The organism is Streptomyces shinuiensis (genome assembly GCF_043660855.1).
Taxonomy (GTDB): Bacteria; Actinomycetota; Actinomycetes; order Streptomycetales; family Streptomycetaceae; genus Streptomyces.
Genome location: NZ_JBIHML010000001.1, coordinates 934,879 through 952,502, shown reverse-complemented (window position 1 = coordinate 952,502; position 17,624 = coordinate 934,879). Strand labels below are relative to the sequence as shown.

Annotated in this window: 16 protein-coding genes; 8 read left to right on the top strand and 8 right to left on the bottom strand. The window is 75.0% G+C overall.

Going from position 1 to position 17,624, the window contains the following annotated elements; translation table 11 throughout:
• Position 1 precedes the first annotated feature (1 nt).
• Positions 2–1,036, top strand: a complete 1,035-nt coding sequence (locus tag ACGRHY_RS04225; protein WP_394634043.1) for a saccharopine dehydrogenase family protein — start codon at positions 2–4, stop codon at positions 1,034–1,036.
• Between the two features lie 26 nt (positions 1,037–1,062).
• On the opposite strand, the gene ACGRHY_RS04220 is transcribed toward ACGRHY_RS04225, so the two are convergent.
• On the bottom strand, positions 1,063–2,157 hold the full coding sequence (locus tag ACGRHY_RS04220; RefSeq protein ID WP_394634042.1) for a calcium/sodium antiporter: 1,095 nt from the start codon (positions 2,155–2,157) through the stop codon (positions 1,063–1,065).
• Positions 2,158–2,471: 314 nt separating this feature from the next.
• Here ACGRHY_RS04220 and ACGRHY_RS04215 point away from each other — a divergent pair, with 314 nt between their 5' ends.
• The 4 genes from ACGRHY_RS04215 (at position 2,472) to ACGRHY_RS04200 (ending at position 5,603) form a co-directional block, all read left to right on the top strand.
• The gene (locus ACGRHY_RS04215; RefSeq protein ID WP_394634041.1) at positions 2,472–3,446 is read left to right on the top strand and encodes an ABC transporter ATP-binding protein; all 975 of its coding nucleotides are present in this window, start codon (positions 2,472–2,474) and stop codon (positions 3,444–3,446) included.
• The gene (locus ACGRHY_RS04210) at positions 3,443–4,294 is read left to right on the top strand and encodes an ABC transporter permease (RefSeq protein WP_394634040.1); all 852 of its coding nucleotides are present in this window, start codon (positions 3,443–3,445) and stop codon (positions 4,292–4,294) included. Before ACGRHY_RS04215 ends, ACGRHY_RS04210 begins: the two co-directional genes overlap by 4 nt.
• A 112-nt stretch (positions 4,295–4,406) precedes the next feature.
• The gene (locus ACGRHY_RS04205) at positions 4,407–4,922 is read left to right on the top strand and encodes a hemerythrin domain-containing protein (RefSeq protein ID WP_394634039.1); all 516 of its coding nucleotides are present in this window, start codon (positions 4,407–4,409) and stop codon (positions 4,920–4,922) included.
• Positions 4,923–5,354: 432 nt separating this feature from the next.
• A complete protein-coding gene (locus tag ACGRHY_RS04200) occupies positions 5,355–5,603 on the top strand; it encodes a WhiB family transcriptional regulator (RefSeq protein WP_093656188.1) in 249 nt (82 codons plus the stop codon).
• A gap of 202 nt (positions 5,604–5,805) precedes the next feature.
• Here the strand turns inward: ACGRHY_RS04200 and ACGRHY_RS04195 are convergent, their stop codons facing one another.
• The 3 genes from ACGRHY_RS04195 to ACGRHY_RS04185 form a co-directional block, all read right to left on the bottom strand.
• Entirely contained in the window at positions 5,806–6,996 is a 1,191-nt protein-coding gene (locus tag ACGRHY_RS04195; RefSeq protein WP_394634038.1) for an MAB_1171c family putative transporter, read from the bottom strand.
• Positions 6,993–7,568, bottom strand: coding sequence for a hypothetical protein (locus ACGRHY_RS04190; RefSeq protein ID WP_394634037.1), 576 nt, complete (start codon positions 7,566–7,568; stop codon positions 6,993–6,995). The genes ACGRHY_RS04195 and ACGRHY_RS04190 overlap by 4 nt, the downstream gene beginning before the upstream one ends.
• A 249-nt stretch (positions 7,569–7,817) precedes the next feature.
• Positions 7,818–9,455 (bottom strand): acyl-CoA dehydrogenase family protein, encoded by a 1,638-nt coding sequence (locus ACGRHY_RS04185; protein ID WP_394634036.1) that lies wholly within the window; start codon positions 9,453–9,455, stop codon positions 7,818–7,820.
• Positions 9,456–9,568: 113 nt separating this feature from the next.
• Here ACGRHY_RS04185 and ACGRHY_RS04180 point away from each other — a divergent pair, with 113 nt between their 5' ends.
• A complete protein-coding gene (locus ACGRHY_RS04180; protein ID WP_394634035.1) occupies positions 9,569–10,378 on the top strand; it encodes a PaaX family transcriptional regulator C-terminal domain-containing protein in 810 nt (269 codons plus the stop codon).
• Positions 10,379–10,828: 450 nt separating this feature from the next.
• On the opposite strand, the gene ACGRHY_RS04175 is transcribed toward ACGRHY_RS04180, so the two are convergent.
• Positions 10,829–11,857: a DUF3048 domain-containing protein gene (locus tag ACGRHY_RS04175; RefSeq protein ID WP_394634034.1), complete on the bottom strand. Its 1,029-nt coding sequence runs from the start codon at positions 11,855–11,857 to the stop codon at positions 10,829–10,831.
• Positions 11,858–12,154: 297 nt separating this feature from the next.
• Here ACGRHY_RS04175 and ACGRHY_RS04170 point away from each other — a divergent pair, with 297 nt between their 5' ends.
• Both ACGRHY_RS04170 and ACGRHY_RS04165 read left to right on the top strand, forming a co-directional pair.
• On the top strand, positions 12,155–13,027 hold the full coding sequence (locus ACGRHY_RS04170; RefSeq protein WP_394634033.1) for a GNAT family N-acetyltransferase: 873 nt from the start codon (positions 12,155–12,157) through the stop codon (positions 13,025–13,027).
• Positions 13,028–13,091: 64 nt separating this feature from the next.
• The gene (locus tag ACGRHY_RS04165; protein ID WP_394634032.1) at positions 13,092–14,060 is read left to right on the top strand and encodes a lysophospholipid acyltransferase family protein; all 969 of its coding nucleotides are present in this window, start codon (positions 13,092–13,094) and stop codon (positions 14,058–14,060) included.
• On the opposite strand, the gene ACGRHY_RS04160 is transcribed toward ACGRHY_RS04165, so the two are convergent.
• The 3 genes from ACGRHY_RS04160 to ACGRHY_RS04150 are packed head-to-tail and all read right to left on the bottom strand — an operon-like array spanning position 14,042 to position 17,624.
• Positions 14,042–15,508: a GH1 family beta-glucosidase gene (locus ACGRHY_RS04160; RefSeq protein ID WP_394634031.1), complete on the bottom strand. Its 1,467-nt coding sequence runs from the start codon at positions 15,506–15,508 to the stop codon at positions 14,042–14,044. The two genes, ACGRHY_RS04165 and ACGRHY_RS04160, sit on opposite strands and share 19 nt — an antisense overlap.
• A complete protein-coding gene (locus ACGRHY_RS04155) occupies positions 15,505–16,608 on the bottom strand; it encodes an ABC transporter ATP-binding protein (RefSeq protein ID WP_394634030.1) in 1,104 nt (367 codons plus the stop codon). The genes ACGRHY_RS04160 and ACGRHY_RS04155 overlap by 4 nt, the downstream gene beginning before the upstream one ends.
• On the bottom strand, positions 16,605–17,624 hold the full coding sequence (locus ACGRHY_RS04150; protein WP_394634029.1) for an ABC transporter permease: 1,020 nt from the start codon (positions 17,622–17,624) through the stop codon (positions 16,605–16,607). The genes ACGRHY_RS04155 and ACGRHY_RS04150 overlap by 4 nt, the downstream gene beginning before the upstream one ends.

Below are 17,624 nucleotides of genomic sequence, written 5' to 3'. Positions count from 1 at the left end.
CATGGGACCGGGACCCGAGGTGTCGGTGTACGGCGCGTACGGGCACACCGGACGCTTTGTGGTGGAGCGGCTGCGCGAGCGCGGGTTCGTCCCGGTCCTCTCCGGCCGTGACGCCGGCAGGCTGAAGACGATGGCGACGGAGTCCGGATCCGGACCGGACGCCCGCACCGCCTCGGTCGACGACCCGGTCTCGCTCGACCGCGCGCTGGCCGGCGCGGCGGCCGTGATCAACTGCGCCGGACCCTTCGCCACGACGGCCGCTCCCGTGATCGAGGCGGCGCTGCGCGCCGGGATCCCGTATGTGGACGTGGCGGCCGAGATCGAGGCCAACGCCGACACGTTCGCGCACTTCACCGAGCGCGCCCGCGCCGCGGGAGCGGTGATCGTCCCCGCGATGGCCTTCTACGGCGGCCTCGGCGACCTGCTGGTCACCGCCGCGATGGGCGACTGGGCGGCGGCCGACGAGGTGCACATCGCGTACGGGCTCAGTGGTTGGCACCCCACCGCCGGGACGCGCGCCGCGGGCACGGTCTCCAGGCAGCGGCGCGGCGGCCGACGCGTCCGCTACGCGAACGGGCGGCTGGAGTACCGCCATGACGACCCGCCCACCCTGGAGTGGCCCTTCCCCGAGCCGATGGGCACCCGGGCCGTCATCGGGGAGTTCACGATGGCCGACGTCGTCACCGTTCCCAGCCATCTGTCCGTCCCCGAGGTGCGCACGTACATGACCGTCGAGGCGGCCAGGGACGTGTCGGCTCCCGACACCCCCGCGCCGACCGCGGCCGACGAGCGCGGGCGGTCCGCGCAGACCTTCCTCGTCGACGCCGTCGTGCGCTCCGGCGGCGGCGAACGGCGCGCCGTGGCCAGGGGCCGGGACATCTACGCCGTCACCGCGCCGCTCGCCGTGGAAGCGGTCGACCGCATCCTCACGGGGCGGACCGGGACGGTCGGTGTCGTCTCCGCCGGAGCGGTCTTCGACGCGCCCGACTTCCTGCGCGCGCTGTTCCCGCACATCACCCTGGACCCGCGCCGGTGACGGGCGGGCCGCGCGGCCGGTCCGGGCTACCGCGGCACGATCGGATGCCCGCCACCGCGTCGCCGGCCGGCCTCGAAGGAGGCGAGGACGATGAGGGCGAGCGCGACGAGCGGGAGGGTGAACCACAGCATGACGGTGGTGAACCCCTCGAGCGCGTCGTGCTCGGTGGCCGCGAGCAGCACGTAAGCCGTGTAGGCGGCGTAGAGGGCCAGGAACAGCGCGCCCTCCCACCGGGCGATCGCGAGCCCGGTGAACGCGACCGGCAGCAGCGCGACCGAGGTGGCGATCATGAGCGGGATGTCGAGGGCGACCGCGGCCGACGCCACCGGCACCCCGCCCGCGGCGATCACGCCGGCCAGGCCCAGCACCACACAGATGTTGAAGATGCAGCTGCCCACGATGTTGCCCACCGCCAGGTCGCGCTCTCCGCGCCGGGCAGCGATCAGCGATGTGGCCAGCTCGGGCAGCGAGGTGCCCACCGCCACCACGGTGAGCCCGATGACCAGACTGCTCACCCCGAACCCGGTCGCGATCCCGACCGCCCCGTCGACGAGCATGCGGGCACCGACGGCCAGCAGGCCCACGCCGCCGGCCACCGCCGCGAGCTGTATCCAGAGCGGCCGCTCCGCGCCCTGTCCGGCTGCCGTGCCGGAGGGCCCGGGGCCGGCCTGCCGACGGCCCATGACCAGGGTCAGCGCCGTGTAGCCGACGACGATGAGCAGCAGCAGCGCACCGTCGCCCGCGCTGACGGCGCCGTCCGCTGACAGGGCGAGCAGCAGCACGGACACCCCGACGAGGATGGGCAGGTCCAGACGCACCAACTGGGACCTGACGGTCAGCGGCAGCACGATCGCCGACGCGCCGAGGATGAGAAGCACGTTGACCATGTTGCTGCCCACCACGTTGCCGACGGCGAGGTCGGGCTCGCCGCTCAGCGCCGCACCGAGGGTGACCGCCAGCTCCGGCGCCGAGGTGGCGAACGCCACCACCGTCAGACCGATGACGAGCGGCGAGAGACCGAGTCGTGCCGCCAGCCCGGAGGCCCCGCGGACCAGCAGCTCCCCGCCGCCGACGAGCACGACCAGTCCGCCCGCCACCAGCAGAACCTCGACGATATCCACATACCGCAGCGTAGGCAGCCGACGGCGAGCCGCCGTGCTGCCGGCCGCCGTGCCGCCCCTGTGCCGGGCCGAACTCACCCACTCGTCGTGACCGGCCCGCCCGCCCGCGGCATGCGCGTATGGCCGCACCGCTCGCCGGGATGCGCGGCCGGGCCGGTTCGCTAGGGTACCCGTCCGGGGAGGGCCGGACGGGCAGCCGCCGTACGGCGGTGGCGGCCGCAGAGCCGCGGGACGCGTCCCATGACCACGGACGCGGGCACAGCCTCCGGCCCCGGCCCCGCAGAGTGGACCGCGAAAGAGACGGGGGAGAGCCGATGACGGCCGACCACGCCATATCCGAAGCCGGGTCCGGAGGCAGCCCGCCGGAGAGCGACACGGTCATCGACGTGCGCGACCTGCGGATGCGCTACCGCACCCAGGACGTGCTCAGGGGGGTGGGGTTCACCGCCCGCCGGGGTGAGGTCGTCGTACTTCTCGGCCCGAACGGCGCGGGCAAGACGACCACGATCGAGGTCCTGGAGGGCTTCCGGATGCGCTCGGCCGGTGACGTGACCGTCCTGGGCACCGACCCGGCCCACGGGGACGAGCGGTGGCGCGCACGCCTGGGCATCGTCCTGCAGTCCTGGCGCGACCACGGCAAATGGCGGGTGCGGGAGCTGCTGGAGCACCTGGGCGCCTACTACGCGCCGTACTCCACCGACCTCGTCCGGCGGCCCTGGGACACGGGCGGGCTCATCGCGGCCGTCGGCCTGACCGAGCAGGCGCACAAGCGGGTCGCGACCCTGTCGGGCGGGCAGCGCAGACGCCTCGACGTGGCCGTCGGCATCGTGGGCAGACCCGAGCTGCTGTTCCTGGACGAGCCGACGGCCGGCCTGGACCCGGAGGCCAGGAACGAGTTCCACGGCCTGGTGCGCGGGCTCGCGGACGAGAACACCACCGTCCTGATGACCACGCACGACCTCGCCGAGGCGGAGAAGCTCGCCGACCGGATCCTCATCCTGGCCGGCGGCCGGATCGTGGCCGACGGTCCGGCCGCGGAGCTGTCCCGGCAGGCGTCGGCCGAGGCCACCGTGCGCTGGACGCGGGACGGACGGCCCTTCGAGCAGGCGACGGCCGAGCCCACCCGGTTCGTCCGCCGGCTGTTCGAGGAGCACGGCGACGCGATCGGCGCACTGGAGGTGCGCCGGGCGAGCCTGGAGGACACCTATCTGACGATGGTGCGGGAGCTGGAGGCGGGGAGCCCCGCCGGCGGACGGGTGGCACACGCCTTCGGGGAGGGAGCGCGATGAACCCGGTGTGGTACGCGGCCAGGACGGGGCTGCGGCGCGGCTGGACGGAGTTCAAGCAGACCTTCACCAGCGGCCAGGACGTGTTCGGCTACGTGCTCTGGACCGTCCTGCTCATCGTGCCGCTGTTCCTGGTCGGGGACGAGGCGCTGGAAGGCGCGGGCATCTCGGCGGGCGCGTTCATGCTGCCGAGCATGCTGGGGATGACGCTCGCCTTCACCGGGATGATGACCACGGCGCAGCTCCTGGCGACCGAGCGCGAGGACGGCACGCTGCTGCGCGCCAAGGCCGTGCCCCACGGCATGGTCGGCCATCTGGTCGGCAAGGTCGTCATGGTCTCGGGCACGGCCCTGGTCTCCATGCTGCTCCCCTTCGCCGTCGGTGTGTTCATGGTCGACGGAGTCGCCCAGCGGGGCGGGGCCGCGCTGCTGACGCTGGTGTGGGTGGTGCCGCTGGGCCTCCTGGCGACCCTGCCCATGGGCGCCGTCATCGGCTCGCTCGTCACCAGCCCGCGTACCATCGGGCTGCTGATGCTCCCGGTGATGGGGCTGGTGGTGATCTCCGGGATCTACTTCCCCCTGTCGGAGCTGCCCGAGTGGCTGCGACTGGTCGCACAGGTCTTCCCCGTGTACTGGCTCGGCCTCGGCCTCCGTGCCGCACTGCTGCCGGCCGGGGCGGTCGCGGCCGAGATCGGCGAGTCCTGGCGGTACCTGGAGACGGTGGGCGTACTGGGTGCATGGGCGGTCGCCGGGCTGCTCCTCGCGCCGCCCGTCCTGCGCAGGATGGCCCGCCGCGAGTCCGGGGCGGCGATGGCCGAGCGGCACCGCAAGGCGATGCAGCGGGTCGTCTGACGGGGCACCCCACCGGCCCGGCTCCGCCCGGGTACGCCGGGCCGGTTCCCGGCCGGGCGGCGTTGCGCGGAGGACGTCCGGGATCGGTGGGCCGGGCACTAGGATGCCGGGCATGTTCACTCCCACCGGTTCCGGCGACCGCCTCGGGGCGCTCGGCGGCGAACTGGTCGAGATCCACTCCTGGCTGCGCGCGGAACTGAAGCGGATCCGCCTGGACCTCGACGCCTACCTGGACGGACGCGGCGACCGGCCGCGGGAACTGCGGGCCCACTGCCTGGCGTTCTGCTCCGCGCTGACCCGGCACCACACCGGCGAGGACACCGGAGCGTTTCCGCGGCTGGCCGAGCGTTTCCCCGAAATCCGGCCCGTCCTCGCCAAGATGGAAGAAGACCACCGACTGGTGAGCTCGCTTCTGCGCAATCTGGAGGAACTCCTCGACGGCATCACGGACGAGCCGGACGAGGCCGAGGCCAGGCGGGTGAAGGGCGAACTGGACGGACTGACCGCCATCCTCGAATCACACTTCTCCTTCGAGGAGCGGCGGATCGCCGAAGCCCTCGACTCCCTGCCGGCCGAGGCGGGTACGGCCGAGAGCCTGCTGGGCGTCCCGCCGGGGCGCGACGCCTGAACCCGGGGCCGGGGGAGGGGGAGGCCACCCGCCCGGCCGCCCGGCCGGAAGCCCCCCCGCCCCGCCGGCACCGGTGCCGCTGTGGCTGCTCTTTTACCAGGTCAGGTCGGCACTCATGCTTCTCCCGCCGCGCGCTCGATGAGGGCCGGTGATGTCCTGTCGCGGCCGTCGCCCGCCGGCCGTCGGTGCGTGCCCCCTCGCGGTCGGGGTCCACCGGGACCAGCCGCGAGGAGACTCACCGGTCACGGCACCGCACCCGTACAGAACCCGGACCTGCCCGTACCCGACACCTCGGCACGCGGACACGCCCGGTGCGCGAACCCTGGGGCGTGCGTGCGCGGGGCTGGGAGGGTGGGAGTCGGCGGGGGCTGGTCGGCGCGCGTTGATCGGACGTTGACGGAACGTTGATCGATGCCGGGCAGGCTCCTCGGCATGGCAATTGATTACTCCGGTCCGGTCGGGCAGCTGACCGGATGGTGGGAGCGCGCGCTGTGCGCGCAGATCGGCTCCGAGCCCTTCTTCCCGGAGCCGGGCAGGACACCCGTGGACGCCAAGAAGATCTGTCAGTCGTGCGAGGGGCGCATCGAGTGCCTGGAGTACGCCCTCGCCAACGACGAGCGCTACGGGGTGTGGGGCGGGTTGTCGGAGGAGGAGCGGCGCAGACTCAGGCGCAGCGCCTGACGTCCGCGCGGAACGGGGGGCCGGGGGGACGGGGGAGGAGCGGCGCGGTGTCCGACGCGGTGTGGGGGCGCGCCAGGCGCCGCGCCACGCCTCCCACCACGAGGTGCGTCGCCGCGATGGGGAAACCCTGGCGGGGCGGTCGGAGCGGGGCGGCCGGCCGGCGTCCCGGAAAGCCGTTGTCCGCGGTGCGCCGCGCGCCCCCTCACACCGCGCCCCGCCCGCCGCGCTCCACGTCCCGCAGTGCCCGCGACAGTGCCAGCAGCCGCTCCACGTCGGCGTCCAGACCGCCCTCGGCCGGCACGGCCACGGGCACCGCGGAGGTGGACACCGGGCGGCCCGCGGCATGCGCCCTCAGCGCCTCCCGCAGCCTCGGCGCCAGCCGCTCCGGTGGCACCGCGCCCTCCGTCCCGGCGCCGTCTCCGCCGCTGCCGCCGTCGAGCGCGGCGAGATAGGGGCTGACGCGCACCAGGCCGTCGCGGCACTCGACGGCCCGCCGGTAGTAGCGCCGGTGCACCCCGCGCGGGCTCAGCGCGTCGCGCCAGGGCCGCACCGGCACCCGGTGCAGCGCGTCCTCGGGGAACCGCCGGTGCAGCGCCGTCCACAGCGGCTCCAGCCCGTGGTACGCCCGCAGGTGCCGCCACCACACGCGCAGCGCGGTCAGCCGCATCACCGCGGCCGGGTAGGTGACGCCGACCAGGATCAGCACGATGCCCGGCAGCAGGAAGAACACCGCTCCGAACCAGCCCAGTGCCGTCTCGGCGGCGCCCGCGGTGTCCAGCGAGGCGGGCGCGCCGTCGCCGCCCGCCCAGCGCATCAGCACCGCCGGGACGAACAGGGCGTCGGCCACGACGATCGCGGCCATGCCGAGCGAGGTGATGCGCAGCCCGCGCGCCAGCCGGGGCTCGGCGATGCGGGCGTAGCGCCGGGACCACATCCAGCCCAGGGCGAAGCCGACGGCGAGGTACAGGTCGGCCGTCACGAAGAACACCGCCACGCCGGTGACGGTGTGGTCCCGGGTTCGGGTGCCCTCGGGGGTGGCCGCCACCGCGGCGATGAGGACGGCCACCGCGCCCATCAGCGCCAGCGCGTACCAGCCGGCGCGCCTGCGGGCCCGGGCGGGCTCCAGCGCGGAGAAGAGGTAGAAGCAGACCATGCAGTTGACCGCGGCCAGCACCAGGATGTGCTGGACCAGCCGGGACGTCATGGGCGCCAGCCCCAGGAAGACCTCTTCGCTGTCCGCGGCCAGCCCGAAGGGATACGCTGCGGCCCAGCAGGCGATCAGCCCGGTCACCGCCCACAGAGGCACGTCGCGCGGCGCCCGTGTCAGCCGGTGGGCCATCCAGGCCAGCACCAGGAACGAGCCCACTCCGTACAGGGTCAGCAGCAGGCTCACAGCCACCCCAGCCGGTCGCCGAGGGCGGTGCCCATGCGGTCGGCGGCGGCGTCGGCGGACGGCAGCGGGGCCACCTGGTCCAGTACCGAGGCCCACTCCAGGATGATCGTGGCCACCGTCTCGGCCTCCCGCTCCTGCGCGCTGTCGTAGGCGGTGCGCCGCAGCGCCCGCCGTACCGATTCCGGGTCGAGGTCGAGGTCGGGAATCTCGCCGGGTGCGAGGTGCTCGGTGCCGCGGCGCAGCGCGGTCAGCAGCTCCTCCTCGTGGCTGTCGGCGCGGTCGCCGTGGTGGTCGGCCAGCATGTGGCCGAGTTCGTGCAGGATGATGTGGCGCTGGTGGGCGCCGCTGGTCTCCCGCTGGTAGACGATGTAGTCGGTCGCGGGTGCGCCGATCCACATGCCGAACGGGCCCGGAACGGGGATCGGGTGGGGGACGAGTCTCAGGGGCCTGCCGCGCCGGCGCTCCACGCGGCGGCAGAGTTCGGCCACGTCCAGGGGCGGCCGGATGTCCAGTTCGTTGAGCAGCCGTCTGCACTGCCGGCGCAGTTCCCGTTCCTTCACTGAGCGGTCCACCTCGTCCCTCGTGGGCGGTCGCGGCCGCGGCTCCGGTACGGCGAGGGTCGTGCCGGAACCGGGCCGGAGCGGTGTCGGCCGTCCACCGGAGCCCGGCACCGCCTCCCGCCTCCCCGTGCGCCGTCCAGCCTGGACAGCCGACTGATCGGCGGCAACTGCCGCCGTCGGCACAGAGGTTGGCAGGAAGAGGGGTCGAGAGTCCAGCGACGGGGGCGGTGTGCCGCGACGGGACCGGAGCCGCGGGCCCGGTCACCGCGTCCGGGCGCGGTCCAGGATCGCGCCGAGGTCGGCGGCCGCCGGGAGCGTGCCGAAGGCGTGCCCCCACTCCCCGCCCAGCCGGGAGGCGCAGAACGCGTCGGCGACGGCCGGGTGGCTGTGGCGCACCAGCAGGCTGCCCTGGAGGACGAGGGCCAGGCGCTCGGCGAAGAGCCGGGCGCGCAACTGCGCGCCGGCCGGGTCCTTCAGCTCCGGCAGCATGGCCCGTACCCCGGCGGCGGCCGCGTCCAGACGGGCGTCGGCACCGGCGGCGGCGTCCACCTCCGCCAGGACGGCGTCCAGGCCGGCCGGCTCCCTGGCCAGGGCGCGCAGCACGTCCAGGGCGGCGACGTTGCCCGAGCCCTCCCAGATCGACAGCAGCGGCGCCTCGCGGTACAGGCGCGGCATGCCCGACTCCTCGACGTAGCCGTTGCCGCCCAGGCACTCCAGCGCCTCGGCGGCGTGCGCGCTGCCGCGCTTGCACACCCAGTACTTGGACACGGCCAGGGCCAGGCGGCGGAAGGCCGCCTCCCGCTCGTCCCCGGCGTGCGCGGCGTCCACGGCCGCCGCCAGCCGCAGCCCGAGCACGGTGGCGGCCTCCGACTCGACCGCCAGGTCGGCCAGGACCGAGCGCATCAGCGGCTGGTCGGCCAGCCTGGCGCCGAAGGCCCGCCGGTGGGCGGTGTGGTGCAGGGCCTGCCGCAGCCCGGCGCGCATGCCGGCGGCCGTGCCCAGGACGCAGTCCAGGCGGGTCATGTTGACCATCTCCACGATGGTGCGCACCCCGCGGCCCGCCTCGCCGACCGGCCAGGCCACGGCCCGGTCGTACTCGACCTCGGAGGAGGCGTTGGAGCGGTTGCCCAGCTTGTCCTTCAGACGCTGCAGACGCATGGCGTTGCGGGTGCCGTCGGGCAGCACGCGCGGCAGCAGCAAGCAGGTCAGTCCCTCGGGGGCCTGGGCCAGTACCAGGAAGACGTCGCTCATCGGCGCGGAGGTGAACCACTTGTGGCCGGTGAGCCGGTAGCCGCCGTCACCGTCGGGGACGGCCCCGGTGGTGTTGGCCCGCACATCCGAGCCGCCCTGCTTCTCGGTCATCGACATGCCCGCGATCAGCCCGGACTTGCCCAGCGGGGGCCGCAGCCCGAAGTCGTAGGAGCGGGCGGTCAGCAGCGGCTCGTAGGCGGCGGCCAGCTCCGGTTGGGCGCGCAGGGCGGGGACGGCCGCGTACGTCATGGAGACCGGGCAGCCGTGCCCGGCCTCGGCCTGGGACCACAGGTAGAACTTGGCGGCGCGCACCAGATGGGCGCCGGGGCGGCCGTCGGTCCAGGGCGCGGCGTGCAGCCCGCGCTCGACGGCGGTGGCCATCAGACGGTGCCAGGCGGGGTGGAACTCCACCTCGTCCACGCGGTGGCCGTAGCGGTCGTGGGTGTGCAGGCGGGGCGGGACCTCCTCCGCCATCCGGGCCCAGTCCTGCACCTCGGGGGTGCCGGCCAGCGCGCCCAGCTCCCGCACCTCCGCCTCGCCCCACTGCGCGCCGTGGCGGCGCAGGGCCTCGAACACGGCGGGATCGTCCGCGGCGGTGAATCCGGTCAGCGGCGGGGGCTGGTTGATCACTTCATGGGTGGCGCTCACGGCGACCTCCGGCGGGGACGGCGGCGGGCGGCGGTGCCCGTGCTCCGACATTACAGACCTCATGTGCGTGGTGAAAGACTGTAATAGCGAAGGAGGCTAGGATTGCACTGCCCATGAACAGCACAGACGGGACAGACGATCCGGACGGGACAGGCGGGGCAGACGGTGACGGCGGCGCCCGGGCGCTCGCCCTGCGCCCCCTGACGGCCCGCTCGGTCGTGCTCAGTACTCTGCTCGGCCACCACCCGCCCGCCCTGCCCGCCAGAGCCCTGGTGCGGGTCGGCGAACTCTTCGGAATCGCGGAGGGCACGGTACGGGTGGCGCTGTCGCGGATGGTCGCGGCCGGGGAACTGGCCCAGCGCGCCGACGGCGCGTACGGCCTCACCGCGCGCCTGCTGGAGCGCCAGGCACGCCAGGACGACAGCCGCGCGCCCCGCACCCGCCACTGGCGGGGGGAGTGGGAGATCGCCGTCGTCACCGCCGAGCGCCGGGACGCGGCCGACCGGGGCGCCCTGCGCCAGGCCATGGCCGCCCTGCGCCTGGCCGAACTGCGCGAGGGCACCTGGCTGCGCCCCGCCAACCTGCTGCGGCCCCGCCCGCCCGTCGTCGGCGAGCAGTGCACCCTGCTGACCGGCGCCCCCGACGGCGATCCGGCCGGACTGGCCGCCGCTCTGTGGGATCTGGACGGCTGGGCGGCACGGGCCCGCGCCCTGGCGGCCGCCGCCGACGCCGCGGCGTCGGCCGGCGACCCGGCCCGGCGCTTCACCGTCTCGGCCGCCGTCCTGCGCCATCTGCTCGCCGACCCGCTGCTCCCGGCCGCGCTGCTGCCCGGCGACTGGCCGGGCGCGGCACTGCGCGCCCGCTACGACGCCTTCGAGGCAGACCTCCGCGCAGTCCTGCGGCGCCACACCGCCCCGGACTGACCGCGCCGGACCGGAGGGCACGGCGCAGGAGGATCGGGTGGCGCGGCGGGCGGGCACCCGCCCCGCGCGGACCTCCCACGGCGGACCTTCCGCCGGAATCCCCGTGGAGTCCCGACCGGCCACACGGGGCGGTGTGCGATGACACGCCGGCGCAGTACCGGACCCGCGCCGAGGGCGCGGGAGATCGCCCCGGGCGTGTACGGCCCGGGGCCGTGGGGACACACGCGCACCAACGTCCACCTGATCCGCTCCGGCCCCCACCGGGCGCTGGTCGACACCTGCTGGGCGGCCGACACCCGCGTACGTCCCCGCCCGAAGGGGCGGGGACGTGTGGACCGCGGGGCGCGAGCCACGCGTCCCCGCCACCCCACGACAGGGTGTCTGGGCTGAGGAGCCCACCCGGCGGCCAGCCGGGGGCGCCGCCTCCGAGCCCGGCTCTTCGGGACCGGGTCAGGTTGACCGCGGGGCGAGCACCACCCACACCTGCCCCCGGGCGAAGGTCACCGGATCGCCCTCCGACGTGGTGAACTCCGTGCCGCTCTCCGCCGACGGCCGCGACCAGCGCGCCTCGTACGCCCGCCCGCCGCGCAGCACCGTCGCCTCGCCGGAGCCGACGGTCTCCGAGTACGGGCTGACGCTGCCGCCGCGGTCCCGGAAGCGGGAGTCGCGGATCTCCACGCGCTGGACGACGACCGTGGGGGCCCCGAGCCGGTCGCCGTCGGCGGTGGTCGCCTCCTCGCCGTCGACGGACACCAGCCAGCGGTCGAACTCGGCCGACCAGGTGAAGGTGTACCGGACGGCCGGGAAGCGGACGGCCTCCTCGGTGTCGGCCCGTCCGCCCCCCGGTGCCGTGCCGAAGCGGAAGCCGATGTCGGAGGCGCCGCTCACCCCGCCGGGTGCCTCGCGCAGAGCGGCCCGGGGATCCAGGTACATGTTGTGCGGGGCGGAGCGCTCCGCACTGCGCGAGTAGGCGCCGGGTGCCTCGCCGGGCGGCACCAGGCGGAGCGGGGACGCCTCCAGTACCGGTACCAGGCTCGACTGCGCCCCGGAGTAGGCCAGCGCCGGTTCGCCGAACTGCCGCAGCAGCTCGATGTCGGACTCCCGGGCGCTGCGCACCGGGCCCACGGAGGGCGGCAGGTCGGAGGAGTACACGGCCAGCAGCCGGGTCAGCCCCGACTCGACCTGCTCCACATAGACGATGTCGGCCCGTTCCAGTCCCGTCTGGGGACGCGCGGCCGCCACGTTGTCGATCTTCACGGCGAGCACCGGCGCCGAGACGTCCGGCACGCTCTCCCCGGTGAACGGGGAGCGGCCCTCCTGCTCCCCGTCGCCGTCTCCCGCGCCCGGGCAGCCCGTCAGCAGCGCGGCGCACGCCACGAGCACCGCCAGCGCCCGTACCCGCGCCCGTACGGCCCGCGGCCCGGCCCCCGGTCCGCCGTCCGCGGTCCGCCCCGCCTGCCCCGCCCGCATCGTCCGCATCGCTCGCCGTCCCTCCGGCCGGGCGCCGCCGCGCCGCCTGGTTACATCTCACTCCATCCCTTGACCGGGACGGGCGGTTTCATGTCCCTCTGCCCCGCGCGGGTGACGGCGGCGCCGCCCGCGGTCCGTGCGCGCCGGGGGCGTGTGTTCAATCGGTGCACACCCCCACTCCCCGGAGCGGTCACGCGGAGTCCAGCCGGCCCGGCGAAGAAGGAGGGAGAGCCGGTCCCGCCGCACGGCGGAACCGGCGATCCGCCGCCGCCCGGACCAGGAGGACCCGCCGTGTCCGCTTCCGCCGTGCCAGCCATACCCGTGCCCGACGCCCTTCCCGGCCTCCCCGGCATCCCCACCCAGCCCTCCGCACCCGCACCGGCCCCCGTGTCGGCCTCCGCACCTCCCGGTGACGGCTACACCGTCTCCCTCGCCCGCGACGAGGCGGACGTACGGGCCGCGCAGCGCCTGCGGTACGAGGTCTTCGCCGGGGAGCTGGGCGCCCGCCTGGCCGGCCCCGAACCGGGTCTGGACACCGACCCCTTCGACGCCTACTGCGACCACCTCCTGGTGCGGGAGCGGGCGACCGGAGAGGTGGTGGGCACCTACCGGCTGCTGCCGCCGGAGCGGGCGCGCGTGGCCGGACGGCTTTACGCCGAGGGCGAGTTCGAACTCGACGGGCTGCTGGACGGCGCCGGCCTGCGCGGCGATCTGGTGGAGGCGGGCCGCTCCTGCGTCCACCCCGGACACCGCGACGGCGCCGTCATCGCCCTTATGTGGGCGGGCATAGCCCGCTATCTCAAGCGCACCGGCCACAACTGGCTCGGCGGCTGCTGCTCCCTGCCGCTGGCCGACGGCGGGGCGACGGCCGCAGCCGTGTGGGCGGCGGTCGCCGAACGGCACATGGCCCCCGCCGAGCACCGGGTGCGCCCCCGGCTGCCCTGGCGCGCCGGGGGCGCGCAGCCGGTGCCGGGCGCCACGGCCGGGAGCACCCCGCGCGCCGCCTCCCGCACCGCGCTGCCGCCACTGCTGCGCGGCTACCTGCGCCTGGGCGCCAAGGTCTGCGGAGAGCCCGCCCACGACCCGGACTTCGGCGTCGCCGACCTGTACGTGCTGCTGTCGCTGCGCGACACCAACCCGCGCTACCTGCGCCACTTCCTCTCCCTCCTCCCGGCCTGACGGAACCGGTGGCGGAGAGGCCTGTGGCGGAGAGCGGGACAGGGCGAGGGAGGGAGGAGGGGCGATGGGCGCACCGGACCGGGCGGACCCCCGGGTGAATTTGTGGTTCCCGTTCTCGCCGTGCACCGTGGTCGGCTGCCTGCCCCGCCGCCCGGCGGCCGCCGGGGCGGTGCGGCGGTCGGCGCGCTGGGCGGCCCTGGCCGCCGTCCTGCCGGCGGGGGTGGCGCTGTCACCCGTGGTGCGCCGCCTCGCCCCGGCCCGCCGCGCGGTGCTGGTGCGGTGGTGGTGCGGGGCGATCGCCGCCGCGCTGGGGGTGCGGGTCCGCGTCACGGGCCGGCCCGTCGCCGGACCGTCGCTGGTGGTGGCCAACCACGTCTCCTGGCTGGACGTACCGCTGCTGGCCGCCGTGGCGCCCGGCCGGATGGTGGCCAAGCGGGAGGTCGGGCTGTACCCGGTGCTGGGCCGGCCGGCCGCCCGTGGCGGCACCCTGTTCATCGATCGCGAGCGGCTGCGGTCCCTGCCGGATACGGTCGCGGAGATCGCCTCCGCCCTGCGCGCGGGCTCGACCGTGGTGGCCTTCCCCGAGGGCAGCACCCGGTGCGGCAGGGAGCGCGGGCCGTTCCGCAGGGCGCTGTTCCAGGCCGCGCTGGACGCCGGGGTCCCCATCCAGCCGGTGGCGATCCGCTACCGGGTGCGCGGCGCGGCGGAGGGGACGGGCACCATGGACACGGCCGGGGCGGTGGACACGCGGGCCGCCTTCGTCGGCGACGACACACTGGCCGCCTCGCTGCGCCGGGTGGTCGCCGCCCGGGGCCTGGTCGCCGAGGTGACCGTACTGCCGCCGCTGCCGCCCGGCGCCCACCCCGACCGCCGCGCGCTGGCCGCCGCCGCGCGGGAGGCGGTGGAGGCGGTCCTGGGCACGGTCGCGCGGGAGTCGGTGGCGGGCGCGGACCGCTGCCCGCCACCGACTCCCGAGGCCGGCCCCGGCACGGAAGGCGGCGGCCCTGCCGGGCATCAGCCCGCGGCGGCCTGACCTCCAGCAGTCCGCCCCCGGGCCGCCCGGTCCGCGGCCCGTCGGGTCAGCCGTACCGTGTCCCGGTACCACAGCCCGCTGTCCTTGACGGTCCGGCGCTGGGACTCGTAGTCGACGTGGACCAGACCGAACCGCTTGGCGTACCCGTAGGCCCACTCGAAGTTGTCCATCAGCGACCAGGCGAAGTAGCCGCGTACGTCCGCCCCGGCGTTCCGGGCCGCCGCCACCGCGTGGATGTGGTCGGCGAGATAGGCGGTGCGGTCGTCGTCGTGCACCGCGCCGTCGGCCGCCGGCTCGTCGTCGAAGGCCGCGCCGTTCTCGGTGATCACTGTCGGCAGCCCGTAGTCCTTGTGCAGCCGCACCAGCAGCTCGGCCAGGCGTTCGGGGACGATCTCCCAGTCCATCGCCGTGCGCGGCCGGCCCTGTGGGACGACCCGTGTCACCGGCAGCCCGTCCCCGCCGGTGGTGGAGCCGTCCTCGGCGGTGCCGGAGAAGACGTGGCCGGAGTAGAAGTTGACGCCGAGCACGTCCAGCGGTGCGGAGACCGTCTCCATGTCGCCCTCCTCCACGGGCAGGGTCACTCCTCTGGCGGCCAGGTCCTCCACCACGTCCCGCGGATAGCGCCCGTGCACCAGCGGGTCCAGGTAGAGCCGGGCGCCCATGCCGTCGGCGCGGCGCGCGGCGGCGCGGTCCGCCTCGCTGTCGCTCGCCGGGGTGGCGGTCCCCAGGTTGAGGGTGATGCCCAGCTCCTGCGGCGGGCTCCCGGCGGCGCGCAGCCGCCGGGCGGCCAGCCCGTGGCCGAGCAGCAGATGGTGGACGGCCCGCATGGAGTCGCCGAAGTCGCGGCGGCCGGGCGCGTGCACCCCCTGGTCGTAGCCGAGCACCGCCGAGCACCACGGCTCGTTCAGCGTCGTCCAGTGCCGGACGCGGTCGCCGAGGGCGCCGTGGGCGATCTCGGCGTAGTCGGCGAACCGGTACGCGGTGTCGCGCTCCGGCCAGCCGCCGGCGTCCTCCAACTCCTGCGGCAGGTCCCAGTGGTAGAGGGTGACCCACGGGGTGACGCCGCGCTCCAGCAGCTCGTCGACCAGCCGGTCGTAGAAGGCGATGCCGCGCGGGTTGCCCTTCCCGCGCCCACCCGGCTGGATGCGCGGCCACGCCAGCGAGAAGCGGTAGGTGTCCACGCCGAGGGAGGCGATCAGCTCCACGTCCTGCGGCATCCGGTGGTAGTGGTCGCAGGCGGTGTCGCCGTTCTCGCCGCCGGCCACGGCTCCGGGCACGCGGCAGAAGGTGTCCCAGATGGAGGGGGTGCGACCGTCCTCGTCGACCGCGCCCTCGATCTGGTACGAGGAGGTGGCCACCCCCCAGCGGAAGTCCGCCGGCAGACCGGCGACCGGCTCTGCGGCGGGGGAGGTGGCGGTCGAGGGCGACGCGGAAGTGGTGGTGGTCATGATTCTCCAGATCGGCGGTCGTCGTTCAGCCAGCAGGCGACGCTGCGGCCGGTGTCCTTGTCAGTGCCCGGGGCTGTGTCCTTGTCCGGGGCTGTGCCGTTACCGGTGTCGGACACGGGCGTGAGGCGGGGCGTGCGCAGGCCGCAGGGCTCGAAGGCCTTCGGGCAGCGGGGGTGGAAGGCGCAGCCGGACGGCATGGCCCGCAGGTCCGGCGGTGAGCCGGGTATGCCGGTCAGTTCCCGGCGCGGGCCGTGCAGCGCGGGGAAGGAGTGCAGCAGCCCGTGGCTGTACGGGTGGCGGGGGTCGCGGTAGATGTCGGCGGCCCCGGCCTGCTCCACGACCCGGCCGCCGTACATGATGGCGATCCGGTCGGAGAACTCGATCAGCAGCGAGATGTCGTGGGTGATGAAGACGACCGAGAAGTCCAGCTCCTCGCGCAGCCGTACGAGCTGCCGCAGGATCTGGCGCTGCATCACCACGTCCAGCGCGGTGGTCGGCTCGTCCATGACGACGATCTCCGGCTCCAGGGCCAGTGCCATCGCGATCATCACCCGCTGCCGCATCCCGCCCGAGAGCTGGTGCGGATAGGCGCCCAGCCGGTCGGGGGAGATACCCACCAGCGACACGAGCTCCCGCGCCCGTCCGGTGCGCTCCTCCCGGGACATCTGCGGCCGGTGGGCCTTCAGCACGTCGGTGAGCTGGGCGCGGACGGTGTGGACGGGGTTGAGGGAGTTCATCGCCCCCTGGAAGACGATGGAGACCTCCTGCCAGCGGAACGCCCGCAGCTCCCGCGGGGCCATGGCCAGCACGTCCACCGGCTCCCCCTCGCGCGGGTGGTAGCGCACGTCCCCGCCGGTGATCACCCCGGGCGGGGAGAGCAGCCGGGTGACGGCGTATGCCAGGGTGGACTTGCCCGAGCCGGACTCGCCGGCCAGACCCAGCACCTCGCCGCGGCGCAGGGTCAGGTCCACGTCGTGCAGGGCCCGCACCGCGCCGTCACCGACGCCGTAGTCGACGGACAGGCCGCCGATCTCCAGCACGGGCGGCCGCGTCGCGGCGTGCGGCGGGGTGCTCACGGGGGAGGTGGCCGATGTGCTCATACGGGGGTCTCCTCGGTCTCGCGTGCCCCGCCCGCGCCCCTCTCGGGCTCCGCCCCGCCGCGCGGGGCGCGGGCGACGGGGGTGAAGCCGACCCGCATCCGGGCCCCGCCGCGGACGCGGACGGCGGTGCGCAGCCTGGGGTTGACGAACTCGTCGATGCCGAAGTTGATCAGTGTCAGCGCCGTGCCCAGCAGCGCGATGCACAGCCCGGCGGGCACGAACCACCACCACGCGCCCTGGCCGAGGGCCTGGTTGCTCTGCGCCCAGAACAGGATGGTCCCCCAGTTCCAGTGGGAGATGTCGGCCACGCCGATGAACGCCAGGGTGATCTCCGACAGCACCGCGAAGATCACCGTTCCGACGAATCCGGAGGCGATGACGGCGGTCAGGTTCGGCAGGATCTCGAAGACGATGATCCGCCAGGTGGACTCGCCCGTGGCCCGTGCGGCCTGGACGTAGTCCCGCGCGCGCAGCGACATGGTCTGCGCACGCAGCACCCGGGCTCCCCAGGCCCACGCGGTGAGGCTGATGACCACCGCGATGATCACGTCGCCGGAGTCCGGCAGGAAGCTGGCGATGATGATGATCAGCGGCAGCCCGGGCAGGACGAGGAAGATGTTGGTGAGCGCGGAGAGCACCTCGTCGCCGATGCCGGACAGGAAGCCGGAGCTCACCCCGACCAGCACCGACAGCAGTGTCGCGAAGAAGCCCGCGACGAAGCCCACCACGAGTACCCCGCGGGTGCCCACCAGTACCTGGGAGAAGATGTCCTGGCCGGTCTGCGTCGTGCCGAACGGATGCTCCCAGGAGGGCGGTCGGAGCACGTCGTCGCTCATCGCGGACGGGTCGTGGGGGGCCAGCCACTCCCCGGCGACGGCGAGCAGTACGAACAGGCCCAGGATCGCCAGCCCGGTCGCGGTCTTGCCGTTGCGCAGGAAACGCAGCCGGTCGCGGCGGGCCGCGGGCGGGGCGGCGGCAGGGACGACGGCGCTGCTTTCGGACGCCTGGACGGCCAT